This window comes from Pectobacterium atrosepticum, from assembly GCA_019056595.1.
In the GTDB taxonomy this organism is placed as follows: Bacteria; Pseudomonadota; Gammaproteobacteria; order Enterobacterales; family Enterobacteriaceae; genus Pectobacterium; species Pectobacterium atrosepticum.
In genome coordinates, this window is sequence record CP036163.1 from 2,086,042 (window position 1) to 2,107,440 (window position 21,399).

The window sequence follows — 21,399 nt, forward strand, 5'->3', positions numbered from 1 at the left end:
GATTTACGGCCAGATTAGAAAATACTGTTTGAAGCCGCAGAAAATCAGCAAAACTGTCTAACCGCAAGCATCAGAGTCGCACGTTATAATGCTGAAAAACCACAAGGTGTTTAGAGATACGTAGGAAAGGTCAAAAATAAATCACATGGCATAACGCATAAAAATTCATTTTTATGCATTAACATTTTCATGAGTGAATACAGTGGGGGAAAAACTGAAAGGAATAACAGCGATAGGGCCGAAGCCCTATCGCAGAAACAGACTAATCGATCTGTTTGACTTCAACACGCAGCTCTTTGGGCACTTCAAAGACGATGTTTTCTTCACGCCCTTGCATTTCAACCGCAACCTTGCCGCCTAATTCTTTCAGCCGCTGAATCACCTGTTGTACCAAAATATCGGGTGCCGATGCGCCTGCGGTTACTCCAACATGTGAAGCGCCCGTTAACCACGACTCCTGGATATCGTCGGCGGAATCAATTAGATAAGCCGCTTTCCCCGCTCTCTGTGCCAACTCAGCTAAACGGTTGGAGTTTGAGGAGTTTTTAGAGCCCACGACAAAAACGACATCTGCCTTATCCGACAAATGGCGCACAGCTTCCTGACGGTTGGTCGTGGCATAGCAGATGTCATCTTTACGCGGGCCAATGATTCGAGGAAAACGCTCACGCAACGCATCAATCACCGCATAGGTATCATCAACAGAAAGCGTGGTTTGCGTCATAAAGCACAGGTTTTTTTCATCTTTTACCTGTAGCTGCCAGACATCATCGGGGGACTCGACCAGATACATGCCACCATCCGCATTGCTGTACTGCCCCATCGTTCCCTCAACTTCAGGGTGTCCAGCATGCCCGATAAGAATCGCTTCTACACCTTTCTTACTGGCTCTGGCAACTTCCATGTGCACCTTAGTTACCAGCGGACAGGTCGCATCAAATACCGTCAGATCACGATTCTTTGCTTCATTACGCACCGCTTGCGAAACGCCATGTGCAGAGAAAATCAGAATCGCACCATCCGGCACATCTTCAATCTGTTCAATAAAAATTGCGCCACGTTCACGTAATCCGTTGACCACATAACGATTATGTACCACTTCATGACGGACGTAGATCGGCGTACCAAAAAGCTCCAGAGCACGCTCCACTATGCTGATAGCCCGATCGACACCGGCACAGAAGCCACGTGGATTAGCCAGCAGGATCTGCATGAGACACCTCCTGTTGTACGGGATCGATATCCAGCACGTCGAGATCGAAGGTAATCGCCTGACCGGATAAAGGATGATTGAAATCCACCGTAACTGACTCTTCAGTCACATCACGGATAATTCCCGGCATATCATTTCCGGCAACGCCGCTGAACAGCATGATGGTGCCAACATCCGGCACGCCAGTCTGGGCAAAATCACGACGCAAGAAGAACTGGATCAGGTTCGGGTTGGTCGGCCCAAAGGCCGACTCCGGCGACAGCGTAAACTTGCGTTTATCGCCACGCATCAACCCCAACAGATTTTGTTCCAGCGCGTCAGACAGACTGCCGTCGCCAAGACGAAACAGCGCTGGCTTGCCGCGCTCACGTGTGGATTCGGCCGTAGAACCATCCTCCAGCGTCAGAATAAAATGCACCAGCAGCGCGCTGTTGTGCTGCACAGTCTCGGACATCAGTGACCCTTTTTCTTAGCGATATCAGTATCATCATGCGTACTGAAAAATCCTTCCAGTACGATGAGCGCCGCACCAATACAGATGGCAGTATCGGCTAGGTTAAAGGTGGCGAAATGCCAGTTACCGACATAAAAATCGATGAAATCGACGACAAATCCGTGCCATGTGCGGTCAAACAGGTTGCCCAATGCGCCGCCGATAATCAGCGAGTACGCAATGTTATTTAGCCTCTGCTTGACGCTACCACGGTACATCATCACCAGCAGTGCAACCACGATAGCAATCGCGATGCCGGCAAAGAACCAGCGTTGCCAGCCGCCTTTATCCGCCAGGAAGCTGAATGCTGCGCCGTAGTTACGGGCATAATGCAGATTCAGAGAAGGCATCACGGGTACCGTGTCCCCCAGCGCAAAGTGGGCAAGAATCCACTGCTTGCTGCCAAGATCGATAACTAAAACCAGTATCGCCAGCCAGAGCCAGCGCAGTCCACTCGAACAGATCTTATTCATCAGACAAATTTACGCTCTTCGCCGTTGCCGCCCACGTTGGTCGCACAGCGACCACAGACTTCAGGATGATCGGCATTGCTACCGATATCCGTCTCGTAATGCCAGCAGCGTGGACACTTGTGCCCTTCTGCCTCACTTAAGGCAATTTTCAGTCCGGTGAGTTCCGTTGCCTGCGCGCTATCCGGCGCATTTTCATAACGTTCCACCCGCGCTTTTGACGTCAACAGCGCAAAGTGCAGTTCCTGACGTAGCTGGTTCAACTTGTCCGCCAGATTGGCATCGGCGTACAGCGTGACGGAAGCTTCCAGCGATCCACCAATGCGCTTGTCATTACGCGCCTGTTCGATCACTTTATTCACTTCGCTACGCACTTTCAGGACATCCGCCCAGAACGCATCGTTCATCGTTTCAGAGGCATCCAGCGCAAACAGACCGTCATACCACTCTTCGGTAAACACATACTGCGCACGCTCGCCCGGCAGATAGTTCCAGAGTTCATCTGCCGTGAAGGACATAATCGGTGCCATCCAGCGCACCAGCGCTTCTGAAATATGATACAGCGCGGTCTGGCAGCTACGGCGTGCAACACTGTCGCCTTTTGCCGTGTACTGACGATCTTTAATGATATCCAGATAGAACGATCCCATCTCGATCGAGCAGAACTGCATCAGGCGCTGTACGACACGGTGGAAATCATAGCTTTCATACGCTTCGAGGATCTCGTCCTGCGCGGCTTTAGCACAGCCAACCGCCCAGCGATCCAGCACAACCATGTCTTCTGGTTTCACGCTATCTTTCTGTGGATCGAATCCATTCAGGTTCGCCAACAGGAAACGCGCGGTGTTACGAATACGACGATAGGCATCGGCTGAGCGCTTCAGGATCTCATCGGATACGGCAATTTCACCGGAGTAATCTGTTGAACCGATCCACAGACGCAGAATGTCGGCACCTAGCTTGTTCATCACATCCTGCGGGCTAACGGTATTCCCGATCGACTTGGACATCTTACGGCCCTGACCATCAACGGTGAAACCGTGGGTCAGTACCTGACGGTAAGGCGCTTTGCCTTTGATCGCGGTGGAGATCATCAGAGAAGACATGAACCAGCCACGATGCTGGTCGGAACCTTCCAGATACATATCTGCTTCGTGGCCGCCGAATTCAGGACGAACATCTACCACTGACGCATGCGTCGATCCAGAATCGAACCAAACGTCCAGCGTGTCTGGTACTTTGACGTAGTTATCCGCCTCTGCGCCCAGCACATCAGCCGGATCGAGATCCCACCATGCCTGAATGCCATCGGCTTCAACACGTTTCGCCACCGCTTCAATCAGCTCAGCGGTACGCGGATGCAGCTCTTCCGTCTCTTTGTGGACGAACAGCGACATCGGCACGCCCCAGGTACGCTGACGGGAAATACACCAGTCAGGGCGGTTGGCAACCATCGCTTCGATACGCGCCTGACCCCAATCGGGGATCCACTGCACGTCTTTAATTTCAGACAGCGACTGCTTACGCAGACCTTTCTGGTCCATGCTGACAAACCACTGCGGCGTCGCACGGAAAATGATCGGCGATTTATGGCGCCAGCAGCACGGGTAGCTGTGCTGTAATTTTTCTACGTGCAGCAACATGCTTTTTTCACGCAGGATTTCAACAATCAGATCGTTAGCTTTGAAAACGAATTTACCATCCAGTTCAGGGTAAGTACCGCTCAGGTAGCAGCCATTCGGCCCAACGGGATTAGCGATTTCCAGATTGTATTTTTGGCTGATCACGTAGTCGTCAGGACCGTGGCCACCTGCGGTATGTACCGCTCCCGTACCCGCATCCAGCGTTACGTGATCGCCCAGAATTGCCGGTACGTCGAAGTCCAGGAACGGGTGCTTGAAACGCAGCAACTCAAGATCGGCGCCTTTACAGTCACCCAGAACTATCCACTGAGTCACACCCACGCGTTTCATCACGCTTTCAACCAGATCGGCCGCCAGAATCAGTGCCTGACCGTCAATTTGCACCAGTTGATAATCGAACTCTGCATTCAACGAGATCGCACGGTTTGCCGGCAGCGTCCACGGCGTCGTCGTCCAGATCACCAGCGAGACAGGGCCGTCTACGCGACTCACACCAAACTTGGCTAATACCGCCGCAACATCGCTGGCGTTAAACGTCACATCAATGGATGGGGACGTTTTGTCATAATATTCAACTTCCGCTTCCGCCAGCGCGGAGCCACAGTCGGCGCACCAGTGAACCGGTTTGGCACCTTTGTGCAGATGGCCGTTTTCAATGATGCGACCCAACGCACGAATGATGTTCGCTTCGGTTTTGAAATCCATCGTCAGGTAAGGACGATCCCAGTCGCCCAACACGCCGAGGCGAATAAAGTCGGCTTTCTGACCGGCAACCTGCTCTGCCGCATATTTACGGCACTCAGCGCGGAATTCTGCCGCACTGACTTTCTCGCCCGGCTTACCGATCAACTGTTCTACTTTCAGTTCAATCGGCAGACCATGGCAGTCCCAGCCCGGCACATAAGGGGAATCGTAGCCAGACAGGCCTTTCGATTTAACGATAATATCTTTCAGAATCTTGTTAACTGAGTGACCAATGTGAATGCTGCCGTTCGCGTATGGAGGGCCATCGTGCAGAATGAAGGTCTTTTTTCCCTTCTTCGCATTGCGAATAATCCCGTACAGATCCTGCTCATACCAACGTTTCAGCATGTCAGGTTCGCGCTTGGCCAGATCGCCACGCATCGGGAACCCTGTTTCCGGCAAGTTCAGGGTAGTCTTATAGTCACTCATTAGATTCTCGATTTCGTTTCGGCTAGAAAAATTAAACCGGTGTCTTTAACCCGAAGAACGTCCGGGCTGTCACCACATCATCGGCGATTTGCTGTTTTAACGCATCGAGCGAAGCAAAACGCTGTTCATTACGGATTTTTTTACGCAGTACGACTTCAATATGACGACCATAGAGATCTATCGTCACGTCCAGCAAATTCACTTCAAGCTGCTGGCGTTTGTCACCGTTTACGGTTGGGCGCGTACCAATATTGGCGACACCCGGCAGCGGTTCTTGCCCCAGCCCATAAACGCTGACGGCATACACGCCGCTGACAGGGGAAACCTGACGTTTCAGCGGTAAATTGGCGGTAGGGAACCCAATGGTTCGCCCCAATTCTTTGCCATGTTCCACGCGTCCGGAAATGCAGTAAGGATGGCCCAGCAGGCTTTCTGCCAGTTCAAGCTCATCACGACTGAGCGCTTCACGTACCGCAGTGCTGCTGACCCGCTTACCGCCATTACAGAACGAATCGGTACTAATGACATCAAACCCCGACTCACGCCCAGCCTTCTGTAATAACAGGAAATCTCCCTGACGACCAGCGCCGAAGCGGAAGTCATCTCCGACAACCAAAAACTTCACGCCCAATTTCTTCGCCAGCAGAGAAGAAACGAACGTCTCTGCATCATTGGCGGCAAAACGCGCGTCGAATCTGACGCACAGTAGATAGTCCACACCAGCCTGCGCCAGGTATTTCACCTTGTCACGCAAACGCGTCAAACGTGCGGGCGCTTTTTCCGCAGCAAAGAGTTCCAGCGGCTGTGGTTCAAAAATCATGACCATCACCGGCAACCCACGAGCACGACCTTCCTGCTTCAGTCGTTCAAGCAGCATTTGGTGTCCAAGGTGCACGCCGTCAAAATTACCAATAGTGAGCACACAGCCATAATGGTGTGCTCGAAGATTGTGTATACCGCGAATTAGCTGCATGGCTGGCCCAGAACAAAGGGTTAATATTATGGAAACCGGCGGATTATACCTTGTACAGCGAGTAAGGTTAACCCGCGATTCGCGCCTTTTGCAGCCACCCTGTAAATCGTGCCAATATTTGCATGTTTTTTAGCTGAATCATCGATAGATGACGCCCACAAGCAGAATATCCAGGTAGCGGATGCCCTATACAATCCGACTTTACCGATGCCAGACAGGGCTTTATCAAATTCAGGATGAATTTATGATGTGAAACGCTGTATTCCACCGCGTGAAGCTGCTAAAATCCTGCGCCATCACAACGTAACAAGTGTCGACGTACAAACGACGCTTATTTGCACAAATCCATTGACAAACGAAGGCTAAACGAGCATATTCCACGGCCTTTGAATTGTCCTCGATTGAATATATTTGGGAGTTGGACCTTGGCTAATATCAAATCAGCTAAGAAACGCGCCGTACAATCTGAGAAGCGCCGTAAGCATAATGCAAGCAGTCGCTCGATGATGCGTACTTTCATCAAGAAAGTATACGCGGCGATCGCTACTGGCGATAAAGAAGTGGCACAGAAAGCATTTAATGACATGCAACCGATCGTGGATCGCCAGGCTAGTAAAGGTCTGATTCACAAGAACAAAGCTGCACGTCATAAATCCAATCTGGTTGCGCGCATCAACGCCATGCAATAATCACGCATCTGCGTGTCGTTGCTAAAAAAAACCGGCTTAGGCCGGTTTTTTTGCGTCTGTTATTTCACGACAAGTACTTATCCATCACCCCGCGACAGACCTTCTGCTCTATCACAGAAGAGCGCGGAGAAATCCGCGTTACAGACACGCTGCACCGCAGGGTGCTGGATCATTCTGGCCGCAAAAATCGCATAATACTCGTCCTGAATGTTCTCGATCCTGCCGATCTCGACGATATCACCCTGCTGATAAATTTCATTGGCATACAGCGACGGCGCAACGAAAATCGCATCGTTATTAATGCCAAATGCCGTCATCAGCGCCGCATCATCAAATTCACCCAAAATGTTCGTCTGAATATTCTGCGCCGTAAACCAATTCAATAGCTTTCGTCCCAGCATGGTTCGCCGCCCGGGAATCAGTAGCTTACGTTGTTCAAGGCAGGCTGGAAAAGGCAGCTCAGGCTGCGGACGCTTACAGTAAAAGCTCACAGCACACTCGCCCAACTTGAGTGAAAACAACCCTTCCTGCTGAGTTGAATCAACTGGGCAATCTGATAGGATCATATCCAGCTTATGCTGGCTCAACTGCTCCAGCAGCATTTCGTGCGTCGACTCAAAACAGCGCAAATGGATATGTTCCTGTTCCGTCACAACCGTTTCTAGCACTCGGCTCACCAACCGTTTGGACAACGCATCTGCCACGCCAACATCGAATAACAGGTTCGATTCTTTGCGGTAGTTCACAATATCTAACATTTCCTGGCTGAGCTGGAACATGCTATCCGCATAGCGAAAAACAAGTTGCCCCAGTTCCGTCGGCTCCAACCCTCGCCCTTTGCGCTTGAAAAGTTTGCCCTGTAAACGCTCTTCCAGACATTTGATTTGCCCAGTAATGGTCTGCGGCGTTAAAAACAGCATTTCTGCCGCACCGGCAACGGAGCCCGACTTATAAACCTGCCAGAAATAATAGAGATGATTAAAATTCAAATGAGACACACCCGCCCCCTCTTCGCGCCTCTGGCATAGTTCAACCCTTACACGGCTGAACCGCCTTGTCCAGCGCTGGCAATACTCCGCGCAATGCCAGATAGCCAAGTAATGCTGCCAGCCCTGACGCCAGCAAGATTCCCAGCTTGGCATAGGTAATCAACTCCGCATCACCACCAGAGAATGCCAGCAGCGTAATGAATATCGACATGGTAAAACCGATACCACACAGCACGGAGACTGCCACGATCTGGTTAAAGTGCACACCAACCGGCAGGCGCGCATAGCCCAATCGTATAGTTAGCCAACTGAACAAGGTAATGCCCAGTGGTTTACCAAGCAACAACCCAGCGGCGATACCAAGGCTCAAAGGGGAAAACAGTTTTTCCAGCACAATTCCCTGCAATACAATGCCTGCGTTGGCGAAGGCAAACAGCGGAACAATAAGAAACGCGACCCACGTTTGTAAGCCATGTTCCAGCGAGGTTGCCGGAGAAGGTTCCCCGTCGGACGTACGCAGGGGAATAAAAAATCCGACAATGACCCCGGCCAACGTTGCATGAACGCCACATTTCAGAATGCAGACCCACAAGACGCCCCCCACTAATAAATAGGCGGACGTTTTGCCAACCTGCAGCTTGTTCATATAGGCCAGGACAGCAATAGCCAGCACCGCACCGGCCAGCGCAAGCCAGAAGACCTGCTGTGTATAAAACAGGGCGATAATCAGGATCGCGCCCAGATCGTCAATGATCGCCAACGCTAACAGGAAGACTTTTAACCCTGCGGGAACACGCTTGCCTAATAACGTCAACACACCAATGGCGAACGCGATATCTGTCGCGGCGGGAATAGCCCACCCTGCACGTGTCACGTCATCATTCACGTTAAAAAGCAGAAAGAGCAAGGCGGGAAAAATCATTCCGCCTACTGCGGCTGCCAGTGGCAACATCGCCTGCTGGCGGCTGGCTAACGTGCCTTCGACTAGCTCACGCTTCACTTCCAGACCAATCAGCAGGAAGAAAATCGCCATCAGGCCATCATTAATCCACAGCAGTAGGTTCTTATTGATCTCCAGTGCGCCAAACCGCATTTCCACTGGAATCATCAGAAATTGTTGATAGCCCGCAGCAGTAACAGACCAATTGGCAAGTGCGATCGCCAAAACCGTTGCCATCATTAGCATCATGCCCGCTGCCGCATCTAATCGAATAAAGCGACGAATCATTGTTATCATTGACTTAATCTCCCCATCAGCACGAACGTTAATACCAAACGTCCGCTTTCTTGCTAGCAAGATTACGCAATCCAATCACTCGTTAAAAGCAGATTAAAACTGACTTAATATTCGGAAAAACCGATTTATTGAATTGAAGCTGCTTAGAGGGAAGCATAAAAAAACGTCGGGAGCGTTTTTCAACGTTGCGCAGCAACGCCCGCAGGATGACGAACAAGGATGTCCGTCATAAAAAAAACCGGCGGGTTTACCCACCGGTCTTTCTATCACGCGTTAACGATAAGCGATTAACGGGTCAAGTCGTCGAAAAACTTCTTCACGCCATCAAAAAAGTTTTTCGAGCGCGGGCTGTTTCTTTCGCCAGACGGGCCACCGAAGCTCTCGTCGAGTTCTTGCAGCAGTTGTCTCTGGCGCTCGTTCAGATTAACTGGGGTTTCCACAACCACACGGCACAGCAGATCGCCCTGCGCACCGCCGCGAACTGATTTCACACCTTTTCCACGCATACGGAACAATTTCCCGGTTTGCGTTTCTGCAGGCACTTTCAGCTTCACGCGACCATCCAGCGTCGGGACTTCAATCTCGCCGCCTAATGCTGCCATCGCAAAGTTGATCGGCACTTCGCAGTACAGATTGTTTTCTTCACGCTGGAAGATCGGGTGCGCTTTAACCTGCACCTGAACGTATAAATCACCTGACGGTGCACCGTGATCGCCTGCTTCGCCCTCGCCAGACAAGCGGATACGGTCGCCCGTGTCCACACCCGCCGGAATTTTCACCGACAGCGTTTTGCTTTTCTCTACGCGACCATGACCGTGGCATTTGATGCACGGATCTTTAATGATCTTACCGCGCCCATGACAGTGCGGACACGCCTGCTGCACGGTAAAGAAGCCCTGACGCATCTGCACCTGGCCGTTGCCATGACAGGTTGGACAGGTGATCGGCGAGCTACCCGGCTTCGCACCGTTGCCGTGGCACACATCACACTCTTCCAGTGCGGGAATACGGATCTCTTTGGTGACGCCACGTACCGCTTCTTCCAGCGACAACTCCATGTTGTAGCGTAAATCGGATCCACGGCTCGCACGCTGACGGCGACCACCGCCAAAAATATCCCCGAATACGTCGCCAAAAATATCACCAAAATCGGCACCGCCGCCGCCAAAGCCACCACCGCCGCCTCCACCCATACCACCTTGCTCAAACGCCGCGTGACCGTACTGATCGTAGGCTGCGCGTTTTTGCGAGTCGATAAGGATTTCGTAAGCTTCTTTGATCTCTTTGAACTTGGCTTCTGCTTCGCTATCACCAGGATTACGATCCGGGTGGTACTTCATCGCCAGACGCTTGTACGCTTTCTTTATTTCGCGATCGTCCGCGCTTTTAGCAACGCCCAGGCTTTCGTAATAATCTTGCTTCGCCATTTCTTTTCCTGCCCCTCAACATGCGTGCACGGGCGCAGAGTTTCCTCGACGCCCGTGCTGATTGCCAGCAATAGCCCTGTAGCTGCTATTGCGCCCGCTTAAGGGCGATTACTTTTTATCTTTTACTTCTTCAAACTCAGCATCAACGACATCGTCGTCGCGACGAGCAGAGGCATCATCAGCGGCACCTTCAGCACCAGGCTGTGGCTGAGACGCTTCCAGCAGCTTGCCGGAAACCTGAACCAGTGCCTGAATTTTCGCTTCGATTTCTGCTTTATCTTCGCCTTTCAGCGCGCTTTCCAGCGCTTTCAGTGCGTCGTCAATGGCAGTTTTGTCATCAGCAGCCAGTTTATCGCCCACTTCTTCCAGTTGCTTACGCGTGCTGTGCAGCAGGTGATCGCCCTGGTTACGTGCCTGAACCAGCTCTTCAAACTTACGGTCAGCTTCAGCATTCGCTTCTGCATCGCGTACCATTTTCTGAATTTCTTCTTCGTTCAGACCAGAAGATGCCTTGATGGTGATTTTTTGCTCGCGGCCGCTGTTTTTGTCTTTCGCGGAAACGTGCAGGATACCATCCGCATCGATGTCAAAAGTGACTTCGATCTGCGGCATACCGCGCGGTGCAGCCTGAATACCATCCAGGTTAAACTGACCCAAAGATTTGTTGTCATGCGCGCGCTTACGCTCACCCTGCAGAACATGAATCGTTACCGCAGACTGATTGTCTTCCGCCGTTGAGAACACCTGACTGTGTTTCGTCGGGATCGTGGTGTTCTTGGCGATCAGCGCGGTCATCACGCCGCCCATGGTTTCGATACCCAGAGACAGCGGACTCACATCCAGCAGCAGAACGTCTTTCACGTCACCAGACAAGACACCGCCCTGAACCGCAGCACCAATGGCAACGGCTTCGTCCGGGTTCACGTCTTTACGTGGCTCTTTACCGAAGAAGTCAGCGACTTTCTTCTGCACCAGAGGCATACGCGTCTGACCACCAACCAGAATCACGTCCTGAATCTCAGAAACGGACAGGCCAGCATCCTGCAACGCCACTTTTAACGGCTCAAGAGAACGGTTCACCAGCTCTTCTACCAGTGATTCCAGTTTCGCACGCGTCACTTTGATGTTCAGGTGCTTAGGACCGGTAGCATCCGCCGTGATGTACGGCAGGTTAACGTCGGTCTGCTGCGCAGAAGACAGCTCGATCTTGGCTTTTTCTGCGGCTTCTTTCAGACGCTGCATTGCCAGCGGATCGTTGCGCAGGTCGAAACCTTGCTCTTTCTTAAATTCGTCAACCAGATAGTTGATCATGCGGCTATCGAAGTCTTCACCACCCAGGTGCGTGTCACCGTTGGTTGCCAGAACTTCGAAAGTTTTTTCGCCATCAACTTCATCGATTTCGATGATGGAGATATCGAACGTACCGCCGCCCAGATCGTAAACCGCGATAGTACGGTTGCCGACTTCTTTATCCAGACCGTAGGCCAGTGCTGCCGCTGTCGGTTCGTTGATAATACGTTTGACTTCCAGACCAGCAATACGACCAGCATCTTTGGTTGCTTGGCGCTGTGCATCATTGAAGTAAGCCGGTACGGTAATAACCGCTTCGGTGATTGTCTCACCCAGATAGTCTTCCGCCGTTTTCTTCATTTTTTTCAGCACTTCAGCTGAAATCTGTGGCGGAGCCATTTTCTGATCTTTCACTTCCAGCCATGCATCGCCATTATCAGCTGCGACGATTTTGTACGGCATGATGTTGGAATCACGCTGAACTTCCTCATCCTTGAAACGACGGCCAATCAAACGCTTGATAGCAAACAGTGTATTTTGAGGGTTAGTCACTGCCTGACGTTTAGCCGGTTGGCCAACCAGAATTTCACCATCTTGCGTATAAGCAATGATTGAAGGCGTGGTGCGATCGCCTTCGCTATTTTCCAGTACTTTTACTTTAGTACCGTCAATAATCGCGACACAAGAGTTGGTTGTACCCAAGTCGATACCAATAATCTTACCCATCTAAACATCTCCACTAAAAAGTCATATTCGGTATGGTGGTTAAACCTACTGTGCGGGCGAAATGTCGTTTTTCAACAAGATTTCTCGTTTTTCATCAGCAGCACACGTTTCATTTTCATGCTAACCACCGATGTAACGGCCCAACACTTGCCTTTGCGGCAGGTCAAACTGTTTCGGTTGGAAATAAGATGGGGCCAACATTTCTATCATCAAGGGGGAAGATGAAAAAAAATGACCTTTATCCCTCGTACGATCAAACTATTCTGCCTTCCCCATGTTGTGTCCACTCCAAACGCCCGATATGATGCCGCGCTCGCCGCAGAAATGGGAACATTTTCCTACACAATGGCGGGCAATAACACCTAAACGACACCTATCCCAACGTGATTGGCGCATCCGCTAACCTTAATGCCGCGCCCGACGCGAAGGGACTATTAATAATCTGTTATTGCAGAGGATTTATGAGCACGAACACGTTGGCAAATCCTGGTCCATTAGGACTGATGGGCTTCGGGATGACCACTATTCTGTTGAACCTGCACAACGCAGGCTTTTTCCCACTTTCTTCCATCATTCTCAGCATGGGTATCTTCTACGGCGGTATTGCCCAGATCCTGGCTGGCCTGCTGGAATATAAAAAAGGGAATACGTTTGGCGTGACCGCGTTTACGTCTTATGGCGCATTCTGGCTGACGCTGGTTGCCATTCTCGTACTGCCAAAAATGGGTCTGGCGGAAGCCAGCGACGCTCAGTTCCTCGGCGTATTCCTTGGCCTGTGGGGCATATTCACGCTGTTTATGTTCTTCGGTACATTCGGAACCAACCGCGCACTGCAGTTTGTCTTCGGCAGCCTGACTGTGCTGTTTGCTCTGCTGGCCGTGGGTAACTTTACTGGCAACCACGCAATGCTGACCTTCGCGGGTTACGAAGGCATCATCTGTGGTGCTAGCGCCATTTATCTGGCAATGGCTGAAGTGCTGAACGAGAAGTTTGGCCGCACCGTACTGCCAATTGGTGCACGTGGCGCGTCCCACTGAGTTTTGATGCAATATAAGTTCTGACGCGTCTGTAAGCACTCATTCGCGCTAAATGCTAACGAGCCCTGTCAACCTGACAGGGCTCGTTTGTTTTCGATGACGATAAAGTACGATTAAACTTCGACGGGTGAACGATCGTGCGCGTTGCTATCGGCAGAAGTACGCGAATCAGCATCCAGATCGCGTTGCAAATAAACACCCAACAGTAATCCCACAGCGGCCAGTGTCAAAACATAGAATGCCGGTGCCATCGGCGTCACCTTCATAATCAGCGTGACGAAGACGGGCGTCAGGCCACCGAAAATGGCATAGGAAACGTTGTAGGAAAAAGAAATCCCCGAGAACCGCACGGCAGCCGGAAACGCCCGCACCATGACATAAGGCACGCCGCCAACCACGCCAACGCTGAGCCCTACAATCGCATAGCTGACAAAGAGCAACGTCGTACTGCTTGCCGCCGAGCTGTAAAAAAACCAGCTACATGCAGCCAGCAACAGGCTACCTACAATAAACAGTTTACTGGCACCAAAACGATCAACCAACAGCCCAGAACCGACGCAGCCCACCATCAGCGCAATTGTTGCCAGACAGTTTGCCTGCAATGCCAGCGCAGCAGGAATACCGTGAACTTTTTGCAAGTAGGTCGGGGCCATCAGAATAACGACGACGATGCACGCAGACAGCAGCCAGGTCAGCAGCATTGAAACCACAACCGCACGTTTATGATTTAAGACGACCGATTTCAACGGCAACTCTTCTGCCAGTTTTTTCTGCGTCTGCATTTCCATAAAAATGGGCGTTTCCTGTAACCAGCGGCGCAGATACATCGCCACAAGGCCAAATACCCCGCCAATGAAGAACGGCAGACGCCAACCGCCGCCCAACATCTGCTCTGGTGTGAGCGCCGTATTCAGCAGCGTCGCAATTAGCGAACCCAGCAGGATCCCCATGGTCAAACCGGCAGTCAGCGTACCGCAGGCAAATCCAATACGGGCGCGAGGCACATGCTCCGCAACGAAGACCCACGCACCGGGGACTTCCCCGCCGATTGCTGCCCCTTGCAAAACACGCATTAACAGCAGCAAAAGCGGGGCCGCAATACCTATGGCTTCATAGGTCGGCAACAGGCCCATTGCCAGCGTCGGTAACGCCATCAGCAATATGCTCAGGCTGAACATTTTCTTACGTCCGCTCTTATCGCCAAAGTGGGCCATGATGATGCCCCCAAGCGGGCGAGCCAGATAGCCTGCGGCAAAAATACCGAACGTCTGTACCTGCCGCAGCCATTCAGGAATGTCCGGCGGGAAGAAGAGATCGCCAATCACAGCAGCAAAGAAGACGAAAATAATAAAATCGTAAAACTCTAACGCGCCACCCAGCGCAGCCAGAGACAGCGTTTTATAGTCCTGCCGATTCAACCGGCGAGGATGGGCGTGTTGATCCTGAGTCATAAGTTACCGTGCATTGCCAGAGTGAGAAAAGAGGAACGTCACCGCAGTATGTAAAGTATAAATTACTATATCGGCAAAATTTTTATACACCAGCAAAGCTGAATCTTATGTTTCAAATCGCCTAACTTCAGTCTTTTATTTCGCGCACGGCATTTTTAGGGCGAAAAGCTGCTACCACATCCACATTGGTTTCAATGTAAGGCCCCTCCAGCAGTTGGATGCAATACGGTACGCTGGCAAAAATACCGGCCACAATCACCTTGCCATCAGCATCTTTTAAACCTTCCAGCGTTTCCTTAATCGACTTGGGCTGCCCCGGCAAATTGATAATCAGCGCCTGCTTGCGCAGCACGCCAACCTGACGGGAGAGGATTGCGGTAGGAACAAAACGCAGGCTAATTTGCCGCATTTGCTCACCAAACCCCGGCATTTCACGATCGGCAACGGCCAGTGTGGCATCCGGCGTCACATCACGACGCGCAGGCCCTGTGCCTCCGGTCGTCAACACCAAGTGACAGCCGCGTTCATCCACCAGCTCACACAGCGTTTGTTCAATCATCGGCTGTTCATCCGGCACCAGTCGAGTTTCCACTTCAAAAGGCGTGGTCAGGGCGCTACTGAGCCAGGATTCCAGTTCTGGGATGCCTTTGTCCTGATAAACCCCGCTGGAAGCGCGATCGGATACGGAGACCAAACCAATACGCAATACGTTCATAAGCACCTCAGTTTAAACAAAAAACCAATTTTATCAGGATATTGAAGGCTTTTAACAAACAATTATCTCTCATGAGGAAATTCACACAACATCCGTGATTTCACGCCATGTGTGATACGAAACTTGATAATAGTTATTAATTGTCGTCTCAAAAAAAAGCAATAAAATTACTTAAATTAATAATACCGCGACGCAATTAAAATTTAAAAATAGCAGGCAAATAAAAAAGATCGCTTACCCATTAAGAGCGGATGAAATAAGCCGATATATTAAAGAGAAAAAGGATGAGATCCGCCACGACAGAACATCACGTAAAATCAAATAATATGATAAAATTAAAGCACTTCTTTAGTATCACAATAAGTAAAAAAGCCTTATCAAGGAAGTCGCCATGAATGATCTTAAATATAAGATATTAAAGCTATTTTCACACCCTACCTCAGCTTTCTTCCTGTTTGGATTTATTTCCTTTTTTATCGCTATCTTTCTTACTCATGAAGCAAGCAGAAACGCATGGAAAGTAGAACGGCAAAATCTGGACATCACCATCAAGACTTATGAATCCTATAATGCAGGCGGGGAGGTAACGGAGAGCGATATCACGCGAAAAACAGGCTCCTATGTCTCTGCACGGATGAGGGCATGGGTATTTAATACGCGTGATGTTCGTAGCGAATGTATTAATCGACTATCATCATCCGATCTCACATTTAATGATATGGCAATTATTCGCATCTGCCAGAATAAACTGCCATCAATTGGTGAATATGCAGGGAAAGGCACCCTTACTATCATATTTCCAGTGCTATCGCCCACGGACGAACTATTGGGTATTCGGATTAGAACTACGTCAGAGACACCGTCCCCTTCATTTTTTTATACGCTCACATCCCCTGGTTCCGCGATAATCATTCTGAGCATCGTCTTACTTTCCGCTATCTTGGGCAGTTTACTGTCGCTGCTGGCGAAAAAATACCTGATAGAATTACCCATCATTGCCAGATATGACGATCTCACTGGCTATTTACGGCGAGACGCATTCTTTCTGGCAGCCAATAAGGCGTTTAGTATCGCTAATCTGACCAAGCGTCCCGTTTGCGTTATTCTTATCGACATCGACTATTTTAAGCAAGTGGACGACAGCTTCGGCCATAGCGTCGGTGATGATGCCCTGAAGTTTGTTGCTGACACCTTCAAAAAATCCTTTCGCCGCGAAGATATTTTTGGTCGTATTGGCGGTGATGAATTCGCAATCGTATTACCGAATACCGGATTAGACGATGCATATACCATCGTTGATAAAGCAAGAGAACGCGTTAGCGAGACACCTTGTGAAACAACCACAGGGAAAATCAGGCTAACAGTCAGTATCGGGCTGGTTGAATACCATGCCACTGGAGAAGATTTAATCGAAGTGATGAAACGTGCCGATGATAATCTTTATGTCGCGAAGAAAACCCGTAACGCGACGGCAAAATAGGTTTCCCCCCTCAGCGACACTAAATCGCAGACAAAAAAATAGCCGGAATCCCGGCTATTTTTATCAGCAGAATGCTTACAGTAAATCTGCAATCATCTTTTCCAGTTTTTCCTGGTCGATAGCAAATTTACGGATCCCGTCAGCCAGTTTATCAATCGCCATTGGATCCTGGTTGTGCTGCCAGTAGAACTCAGCTTCCGTCATTCTCGCTGGGCGAACTTTCACGTCACCAACATAAGACAGTTTACGCACCACTTCGCCTTCGCTTTCTGACAGTTCTTTCAGCAGGGCTGGAGCGATAGTCAGGCGGTCACACCCTGCCAGTTCCAGAATCTCGCCAACGTTACGGAAGCTCGCGCCCATCACGACAGTTTCATAGCCGTGCTCTTTGTAGTAGTCATAGATTTCGCTGACGGAAACCACGCCTGGATCTTCATGCGGCGCGAATTCTTTCTTATCGCCATTGGCTTTGTACCAGTCAAGAATACGACCAACAAACGGTGAAATCAGGAACACCCCAGCTTCAGCACAGGCACGCGCTTGAGCAAAGGAGAACAGCAGCGTCAGGTTACAATTGATGCCTTCTTTTTCCAGTTGCTCTGCCGCGCAGATGCCCTGCCAGGTTGAGGCCAGTTTAATCAGGATACGCTCGTTGCTGATACCCGCATCGTTGTACAGTTTGATCAGGTGCTTCGCCTTCGCCACACTGGCTTCGGTGTCATAAGACAAACGCGCATCCACTTCTGTAGAGATACGGCCGGGGATCAATTTTAAAATTTCGAGACCAATATTGACCGCCAGTTTATCCGTGGCATCCACCACCTGCTGTTTACGATCGCTGCTCTGCTCACGCGCCCAGGCAATAGCCTCGTCGATCAGCTTGCGGTATTCAGGAATTTGCGCAGCGTTCAGAATCAGTGAAGGGTTGGTGGTCGCATCTTGCGGTTGGTACAGTTTCATTGCCGCAATATCGCCGGTATCAGCTACAACCGTGGTCACTTGGCGTAGGGAAGTCAGTTTATCCGTCATGTTGGCATGTCTCGTTGTTTATACGTGGTGCTCGTGAATGAAAATAGCTCGTATATGAATCCACTTGTTATCTAATCTGGTGGCCGTCTATTTCGCGCCGAAATCTGATAATAACACGCGCACTTTCCCGTGCAAGCCAGCTGTTAACCCTGTCCGCACAGCCCTATCTATTACCCAGTTGAAATCATAGCGTCTGAAAAACGAAGCGTCTTGGAAGATGAGGCTATTGTAGCCATCGCCACTTTCTTATCGGGTTCTTGCTATAGTGGGCACATCAAAAATCAGACCGACAGGACATGGCGCATGCTTATTACTATTTCACCCGCAAAAACGCTCGACTACACCAGTCCTTTGGCAACGACGCGCTATACCCAGCCAGAGCTCTTGGACTATTCCAGCCAGCTCATTAGCGTGTGTAAAAAACTGACGCCAGCACACATCGCCTCTCTGATGAGCATCAGCGATAAGTTGGCTGACCTGAACGCAGGCCGCTTTAGCGAGTGGCACCCCGATTTCACGCCAGAGAATGCGCGTCAGGCGCTGCTGGCATTTAAGGGCGATGTTTATACCGGATTAGCCGCAGAAAGTTTCAGCGAGGATGACTTCGATTTCGCCCAGCAGCATCTGCGTATGCTGTCAGGTCTGTATGGCGTGTTGCGGCCGCTGGATTTGATGCAGCCGTATCGGCTGGAAATGGGCACCAAACTGGAAAATAAAGCCGGTAAAGATCTCTACAGTTTCTGGGGCGACACCATCACCGAAAAACTGAATCAAGCGTTACATGCTCAAGGCGACGACGTGCTGATTAATCTGGCATCGGATGAATATTTCAAAGCCGTCAAACCGAAAAATCTTAATGCCCGGCTGATCAAACCCGTCTTTTTGGATGAGAAAAACGGTAAATTTAAGGTCATCAGTTTCTACGCGAAGAAAGCGCGCGGCCTGATGAGCCGTTTCATTATTCAAAACCGCCTGACCCAACCAGAGCAGCTGAAAGCGTTTAATCTGGAAGGTTACGCTTTTGAAGCAGCAGATTCTTCGGCTGATGAGCTGGTGTTTAAGCGCCACGAGCAGTAAGTCGGAAACGTAAAAAGGGCGGAATTCTCCGCCCTTCTCATTCGCTCTTTATCGCTACAATCTTATTCTGGCAGGGACATCAGGAACTCACGCAACGGTGCGAAATCATCCGGGAAGTTGTGCGACAGCAGATCCAGATCGGCACGTTCAGCCAGCGCTTCCGGCAGATCCAGTTCTTTGCCCAGAATCTCTTCTACGCTTTCCTTGAATTTCGCCGGGTGCGCCGTACCCAAGAACAGGCCAAACTCACCAGCTTGCAGCTGATCGCGCAGCAGACGGTAAGCAATTGCAGCATGCGGTTCGGAGACATAGCCTAACGCATCCAACTGAAGCAGGGTTTCTTTCGTGGTGTCATCGCTCACCGCACCAAAGCCCAGCGTTTTCAACTGCCAGTTCTTACGGCGGAACAATTCTTCCACGCGCGGCCAGTTGTTTGGCTGGCTCACATCCATCGCGTTGGATAACGTTGCCACCGTTTTATGCGGTTCCCAGTTACCCTGGCTCAGGAAGCGCGGCACGGTGTCATTGGCGTTAGTCGCCGCAATGAAACGCTTAATCGGCAGACCCAGCGATTTCGCCAGCAGACCGGCGGTCAGATCGCCGAAGTTACCGCTTGGCACAGAAACGACCAGTTGGTTACGGGCTTCCTGTGGCAGTTGTGCAACGGCTTCAAAATAGTAGCAAATTTGCGCCAGCAGACGGCTGATGTTAATGGAGTTCGCTGAGTTCAGGCCAATCGCCTTTTTCAGTTCTTCATCATCAAACGCCTTTTTCACCAACGCCTGACAAGCATCGAAATCACTGTCGATAGCGATGGTGTGAATGTTGCCGCCCAGTGTACAGAACAGCTTTTCCTGCAGCGGGCTGATCTTGCCCTGCGGATACAGGATCACGACGCGGACATTTTCCAGACCGTAAAAGGCATGCGCCACGGCAGCGCCGGTGTCGCCAGAGGTTGCCGTCAGAATGGTAATTTTTTCGTTGCCAGAGACTTCCGTCAGCATTTGCGCCATAAAGCGGCCGCCGAAATCTTTAAAGGCCAGCGTCGGGCCGTGGAACAACTCCAGTGCTGCGACATCGTCCTCAACTGGCGCGATAGGTGCTGGGAATGCAAAGGCCGCTTTTACACGCTCAAACACGGTTTCTGTCGCAATTTCATCGCCGATATAAGCGGACAGAATACGGCTGCTGCGGGTCACAAAATCCAGATCCAGCAAAGCATCAATTTCAGTACGCTCAAATTCTGGCAGCTCCAGCGGGAAGAACAGACCCTGCTGGCTCCCGAGCCCTTGCTTGATAGCCTGAGCAAAACTGACCTGCTCGTTATGATCTTTAAGGTTGTACAGTTTCATGCGTTATCCCAGTTGTCGTGCGCCAGTCTTATCAAGACGGCAAATATGAACAAAACCTTCATCGTTCTGCAAATAGTTATCCCGTAGCCAGTCGGCCAGACGCTGTGCGCTCGCCATGTCGTTGCAGACGGAGAATAACGTTGGGCCAGAGCCGGAAATACCACAGGCCAGCGCGCCGATATCTTCAGCAGCCTGACGAGCGGCAGCAAAGCCGGGTAGCAGTTTAGTGCGATAAGGTTCTGCGATAACATCCTTCATCAGTTTCGCCGCCAGCTCGGCCTGTCCGGTGTGGCAGGCGTGGATAAAGCCCGCCAGATAGCGACCGTGGCTAATACAATCCTGACGACGATATTGTGCAGGCAGAATCGCACGCGCTTCGGCAGTTGAGACTTTAATCCCCGGATACGCCATAACCCACAGCCAGTCATCGAACGATGGCACTGGCTGGCTGATAATGCCGTTTTCTTCCAACATCAATTGGACGCCGCCGAGGAAACACGGCGCAACGTTATCGTAGTGAACGCTGCCGGAAATGCGCCCTTCCAGCTCGCCCATCAGCCTCAGCAGACGAGTGTCATCCAGCGGTTTGCCACAAAACTCGTTCATCGCCATCAGTCCAGCAACGACAGAACAGGCGCTGGAACCTAACCCCGAGCCAATCGGCATGTTCTTTTCGAGCGTCATCGCCACGGGCACGGTTTTGCCAATTTCCTGACAGAACAGCTCCCAACATTGGTACACAATGTTTTCTTTCGGGTTGTCCGGCAGTTTGCTAACAAAACGCCCTTCATTACGCAGGCTGAACAGATCGGCGGCCTCAACAGAGACGCAATCCCCCAGCAGTGAGCCGTCTACAGGTGAAACGGCCGCACCCAGCACATCAAATCCGACGCTGACGTTACCGATTGATGCAGGTGCATATATCTTAACCATAA

At 50.9% G+C, this 21,399-nt stretch carries 18 protein-coding genes; 4 read left to right on the plus strand and 14 right to left on the minus strand.

All coding sequences use genetic code 11. The features are described from left to right. Nucleotides 1-262: 262 nt before the first annotated feature. Genes DCX48_10045 through DCX48_10065 form a run of 5 tightly spaced genes read right to left on the minus strand, consistent with a single transcriptional unit; the run spans nucleotide 263 to nucleotide 5,965 of the window. A complete protein-coding gene (locus DCX48_10045; protein QXE14816.1) occupies nucleotides 263-1,213 on the minus strand; it encodes a 4-hydroxy-3-methylbut-2-enyl diphosphate reductase in 951 nt (316 codons plus the stop codon). After that, on the minus strand, nucleotides 1,194-1,667 hold the full coding sequence (locus DCX48_10050; protein ID QXE14817.1) for an FKBP-type peptidyl-prolyl cis-trans isomerase: 474 nt from the start codon (nucleotides 1,665-1,667) through the stop codon (nucleotides 1,194-1,196). The genes DCX48_10045 and DCX48_10050 overlap by 20 nt, the downstream gene beginning before the upstream one ends. Further along, nucleotides 1,667-2,182, minus strand: a complete 516-nt coding sequence (locus DCX48_10055) for a lipoprotein signal peptidase (GenBank protein ID QXE14818.1) — start codon at nucleotides 2,180-2,182, stop codon at nucleotides 1,667-1,669. The genes DCX48_10050 and DCX48_10055 overlap by 1 nt, the downstream gene beginning before the upstream one ends. Continuing rightward, a complete protein-coding gene (locus tag DCX48_10060) occupies nucleotides 2,179-4,992 on the minus strand; it encodes an isoleucine--tRNA ligase (protein QXE14819.1) in 2,814 nt (937 codons plus the stop codon). Before DCX48_10060 ends, DCX48_10055 begins: the two co-directional genes overlap by 4 nt. 31 nt (nucleotides 4,993-5,023) lie before the next feature. Continuing rightward, nucleotides 5,024-5,965: a bifunctional riboflavin kinase/FAD synthetase gene (locus DCX48_10065; GenBank protein QXE14820.1), complete on the minus strand. Its 942-nt coding sequence runs from the start codon at nucleotides 5,963-5,965 to the stop codon at nucleotides 5,024-5,026. Between the two features lie 425 nt (nucleotides 5,966-6,390). Between DCX48_10065 and DCX48_10070 the strand changes: the two genes are divergently transcribed. After that, a complete protein-coding gene (locus DCX48_10070; protein ID QXE14821.1) occupies nucleotides 6,391-6,654 on the plus strand; it encodes a 30S ribosomal protein S20 in 264 nt (87 codons plus the stop codon). 77 nt (nucleotides 6,655-6,731) lie between these two features. Here the strand turns inward: DCX48_10070 and nhaR are convergent, their stop codons facing one another. From nhaR to dnaK, 4 genes are all read right to left on the minus strand, one after another. After that, the gene (nhaR, locus tag DCX48_10075; protein QXE14822.1) at nucleotides 6,732-7,652 is read right to left on the minus strand and encodes a transcriptional activator NhaR; all 921 of its coding nucleotides are present in this window, start codon (nucleotides 7,650-7,652) and stop codon (nucleotides 6,732-6,734) included. A gap of 31 nt (nucleotides 7,653-7,683) precedes the next feature. Continuing rightward, nucleotides 7,684-8,880 (minus strand): Na+/H+ antiporter NhaA, encoded by a 1,197-nt coding sequence (nhaA, locus tag DCX48_10080; protein ID QXE14823.1) that lies wholly within the window; start codon nucleotides 8,878-8,880, stop codon nucleotides 7,684-7,686. Between the two features lie 287 nt (nucleotides 8,881-9,167). Then, nucleotides 9,168-10,307, minus strand: a complete 1,140-nt coding sequence (gene dnaJ / locus DCX48_10085; protein QXE14824.1) for a molecular chaperone DnaJ — start codon at nucleotides 10,305-10,307, stop codon at nucleotides 9,168-9,170. Between the two features lie 108 nt (nucleotides 10,308-10,415). Then, nucleotides 10,416-12,323 (minus strand): molecular chaperone DnaK, encoded by a 1,908-nt coding sequence (dnaK, locus tag DCX48_10090; GenBank protein QXE14825.1) that lies wholly within the window; start codon nucleotides 12,321-12,323, stop codon nucleotides 10,416-10,418. 461 nt (nucleotides 12,324-12,784) lie between these two features. Between dnaK and DCX48_10095 the strand changes: the two genes are divergently transcribed. Next, a complete protein-coding gene (locus tag DCX48_10095; protein QXE14826.1) occupies nucleotides 12,785-13,360 on the plus strand; it encodes an acetate uptake transporter in 576 nt (191 codons plus the stop codon). A gap of 113 nt (nucleotides 13,361-13,473) precedes the next feature. Here the strand turns inward: DCX48_10095 and DCX48_10100 are convergent, their stop codons facing one another. Both DCX48_10100 and DCX48_10105 read right to left on the minus strand, forming a co-directional pair. Next, nucleotides 13,474-14,811, minus strand: coding sequence for an MFS transporter (locus DCX48_10100; GenBank protein ID QXE14827.1), 1,338 nt, complete (start codon nucleotides 14,809-14,811; stop codon nucleotides 13,474-13,476). 127 nt (nucleotides 14,812-14,938) lie between these two features. Beyond that, complete coding sequence (locus tag DCX48_10105) at nucleotides 14,939-15,526, minus strand: molybdopterin adenylyltransferase (GenBank protein ID QXE14828.1); 588 nt, start codon at nucleotides 15,524-15,526, stop codon at nucleotides 14,939-14,941. Between the two features lie 391 nt (nucleotides 15,527-15,917). Here DCX48_10105 and DCX48_10110 point away from each other — a divergent pair, with 391 nt between their 5' ends. After that, nucleotides 15,918-17,006, plus strand: a complete 1,089-nt coding sequence (locus DCX48_10110) for a GGDEF domain-containing protein (protein ID QXE14829.1) — start codon at nucleotides 15,918-15,920, stop codon at nucleotides 17,004-17,006. 75 nt (nucleotides 17,007-17,081) lie between these two features. Here the strand turns inward: DCX48_10110 and tal are convergent, their stop codons facing one another. After that, nucleotides 17,082-18,035 (minus strand): transaldolase, encoded by a 954-nt coding sequence (tal, locus tag DCX48_10115; protein QXE14830.1) that lies wholly within the window; start codon nucleotides 18,033-18,035, stop codon nucleotides 17,082-17,084. Nucleotides 18,036-18,338: 303 nt separating this feature from the next. Between tal and yaaA the strand changes: the two genes are divergently transcribed. Beyond that, nucleotides 18,339-19,112 (plus strand): peroxide stress protein YaaA, encoded by a 774-nt coding sequence (yaaA, locus tag DCX48_10120; protein ID QXE14831.1) that lies wholly within the window; start codon nucleotides 18,339-18,341, stop codon nucleotides 19,110-19,112. Between the two features lie 62 nt (nucleotides 19,113-19,174). On the opposite strand, the gene DCX48_10125 is transcribed toward yaaA, so the two are convergent. Then, complete coding sequence (locus DCX48_10125) at nucleotides 19,175-20,464, minus strand: threonine synthase (protein ID QXE14832.1); 1,290 nt, start codon at nucleotides 20,462-20,464, stop codon at nucleotides 19,175-19,177. Between the two features lie 3 nt (nucleotides 20,465-20,467). Then, nucleotides 20,468-21,397 carry a homoserine kinase gene (locus DCX48_10130; protein ID QXE14833.1) on the minus strand — a complete coding sequence of 310 codons (930 nt, stop codon included), beginning with the start codon at nucleotides 21,395-21,397 and terminating at the stop codon, nucleotides 20,468-20,470. Nucleotides 21,398-21,399: the final 2 nt, after the last annotated feature.

Excerpts from the sequence above, each read along its gene's own strand:
- dnaJ (QXE14824.1), bottom strand. The coding sequence starts at position 10,307 with ATGGCGAAGCAAGATTATTACGAAAGCCTGGGCGTTGCTAAAAGCGCG.
- DCX48_10045 (QXE14816.1), bottom strand. The coding sequence starts at position 1,213 with ATGCAGATCCTGCTGGCTAATCCACGTGGCTTCTGTGCCGGTGTCGAT.
- DCX48_10095 (QXE14826.1), top strand. The coding sequence starts at position 12,785 with ATGAGCACGAACACGTTGGCAAATCCTGGTCCATTAGGACTGATGGGC.
- DCX48_10110 (QXE14829.1), top strand. The coding sequence starts at position 15,918 with ATGAATGATCTTAAATATAAGATATTAAAGCTATTTTCACACCCTACC.
- nhaA (QXE14823.1), bottom strand. The coding sequence starts at position 8,880 with ATGATAACAATGATTCGTCGCTTTATTCGATTAGATGCGGCAGCGGGC.
- DCX48_10060 (QXE14819.1), bottom strand. The coding sequence starts at position 4,992 with ATGAGTGACTATAAGACTACCCTGAACTTGCCGGAAACAGGGTTCCCG.
- dnaK (QXE14825.1), bottom strand. The coding sequence starts at position 12,323 with ATGGGTAAGATTATTGGTATCGACTTGGGTACAACCAACTCTTGTGTC.
- DCX48_10105 (QXE14828.1), bottom strand. The coding sequence starts at position 15,526 with ATGAACGTATTGCGTATTGGTTTGGTCTCCGTATCCGATCGCGCTTCC.
- DCX48_10100 (QXE14827.1), bottom strand. The coding sequence starts at position 14,811 with ATGACTCAGGATCAACACGCCCATCCTCGCCGGTTGAATCGGCAGGAC.
- DCX48_10130 (QXE14833.1), bottom strand. The coding sequence starts at position 21,397 with ATGGTTAAGATATATGCACCTGCATCAATCGGTAACGTCAGCGTCGGA.
- DCX48_10125 (QXE14832.1), bottom strand. The coding sequence starts at position 20,464 with ATGAAACTGTACAACCTTAAAGATCATAACGAGCAGGTCAGTTTTGCT.
- tal (QXE14830.1), bottom strand. The coding sequence starts at position 18,035 with ATGACGGATAAACTGACTTCCCTACGCCAAGTGACCACGGTTGTAGCT.
- DCX48_10050 (QXE14817.1), bottom strand. The coding sequence starts at position 1,667 with ATGTCCGAGACTGTGCAGCACAACAGCGCGCTGCTGGTGCATTTTATT.
- DCX48_10065 (QXE14820.1), bottom strand. The coding sequence starts at position 5,965 with ATGCAGCTAATTCGCGGTATACACAATCTTCGAGCACACCATTATGGC.
- yaaA (QXE14831.1), top strand. The coding sequence starts at position 18,339 with ATGCTTATTACTATTTCACCCGCAAAAACGCTCGACTACACCAGTCCT.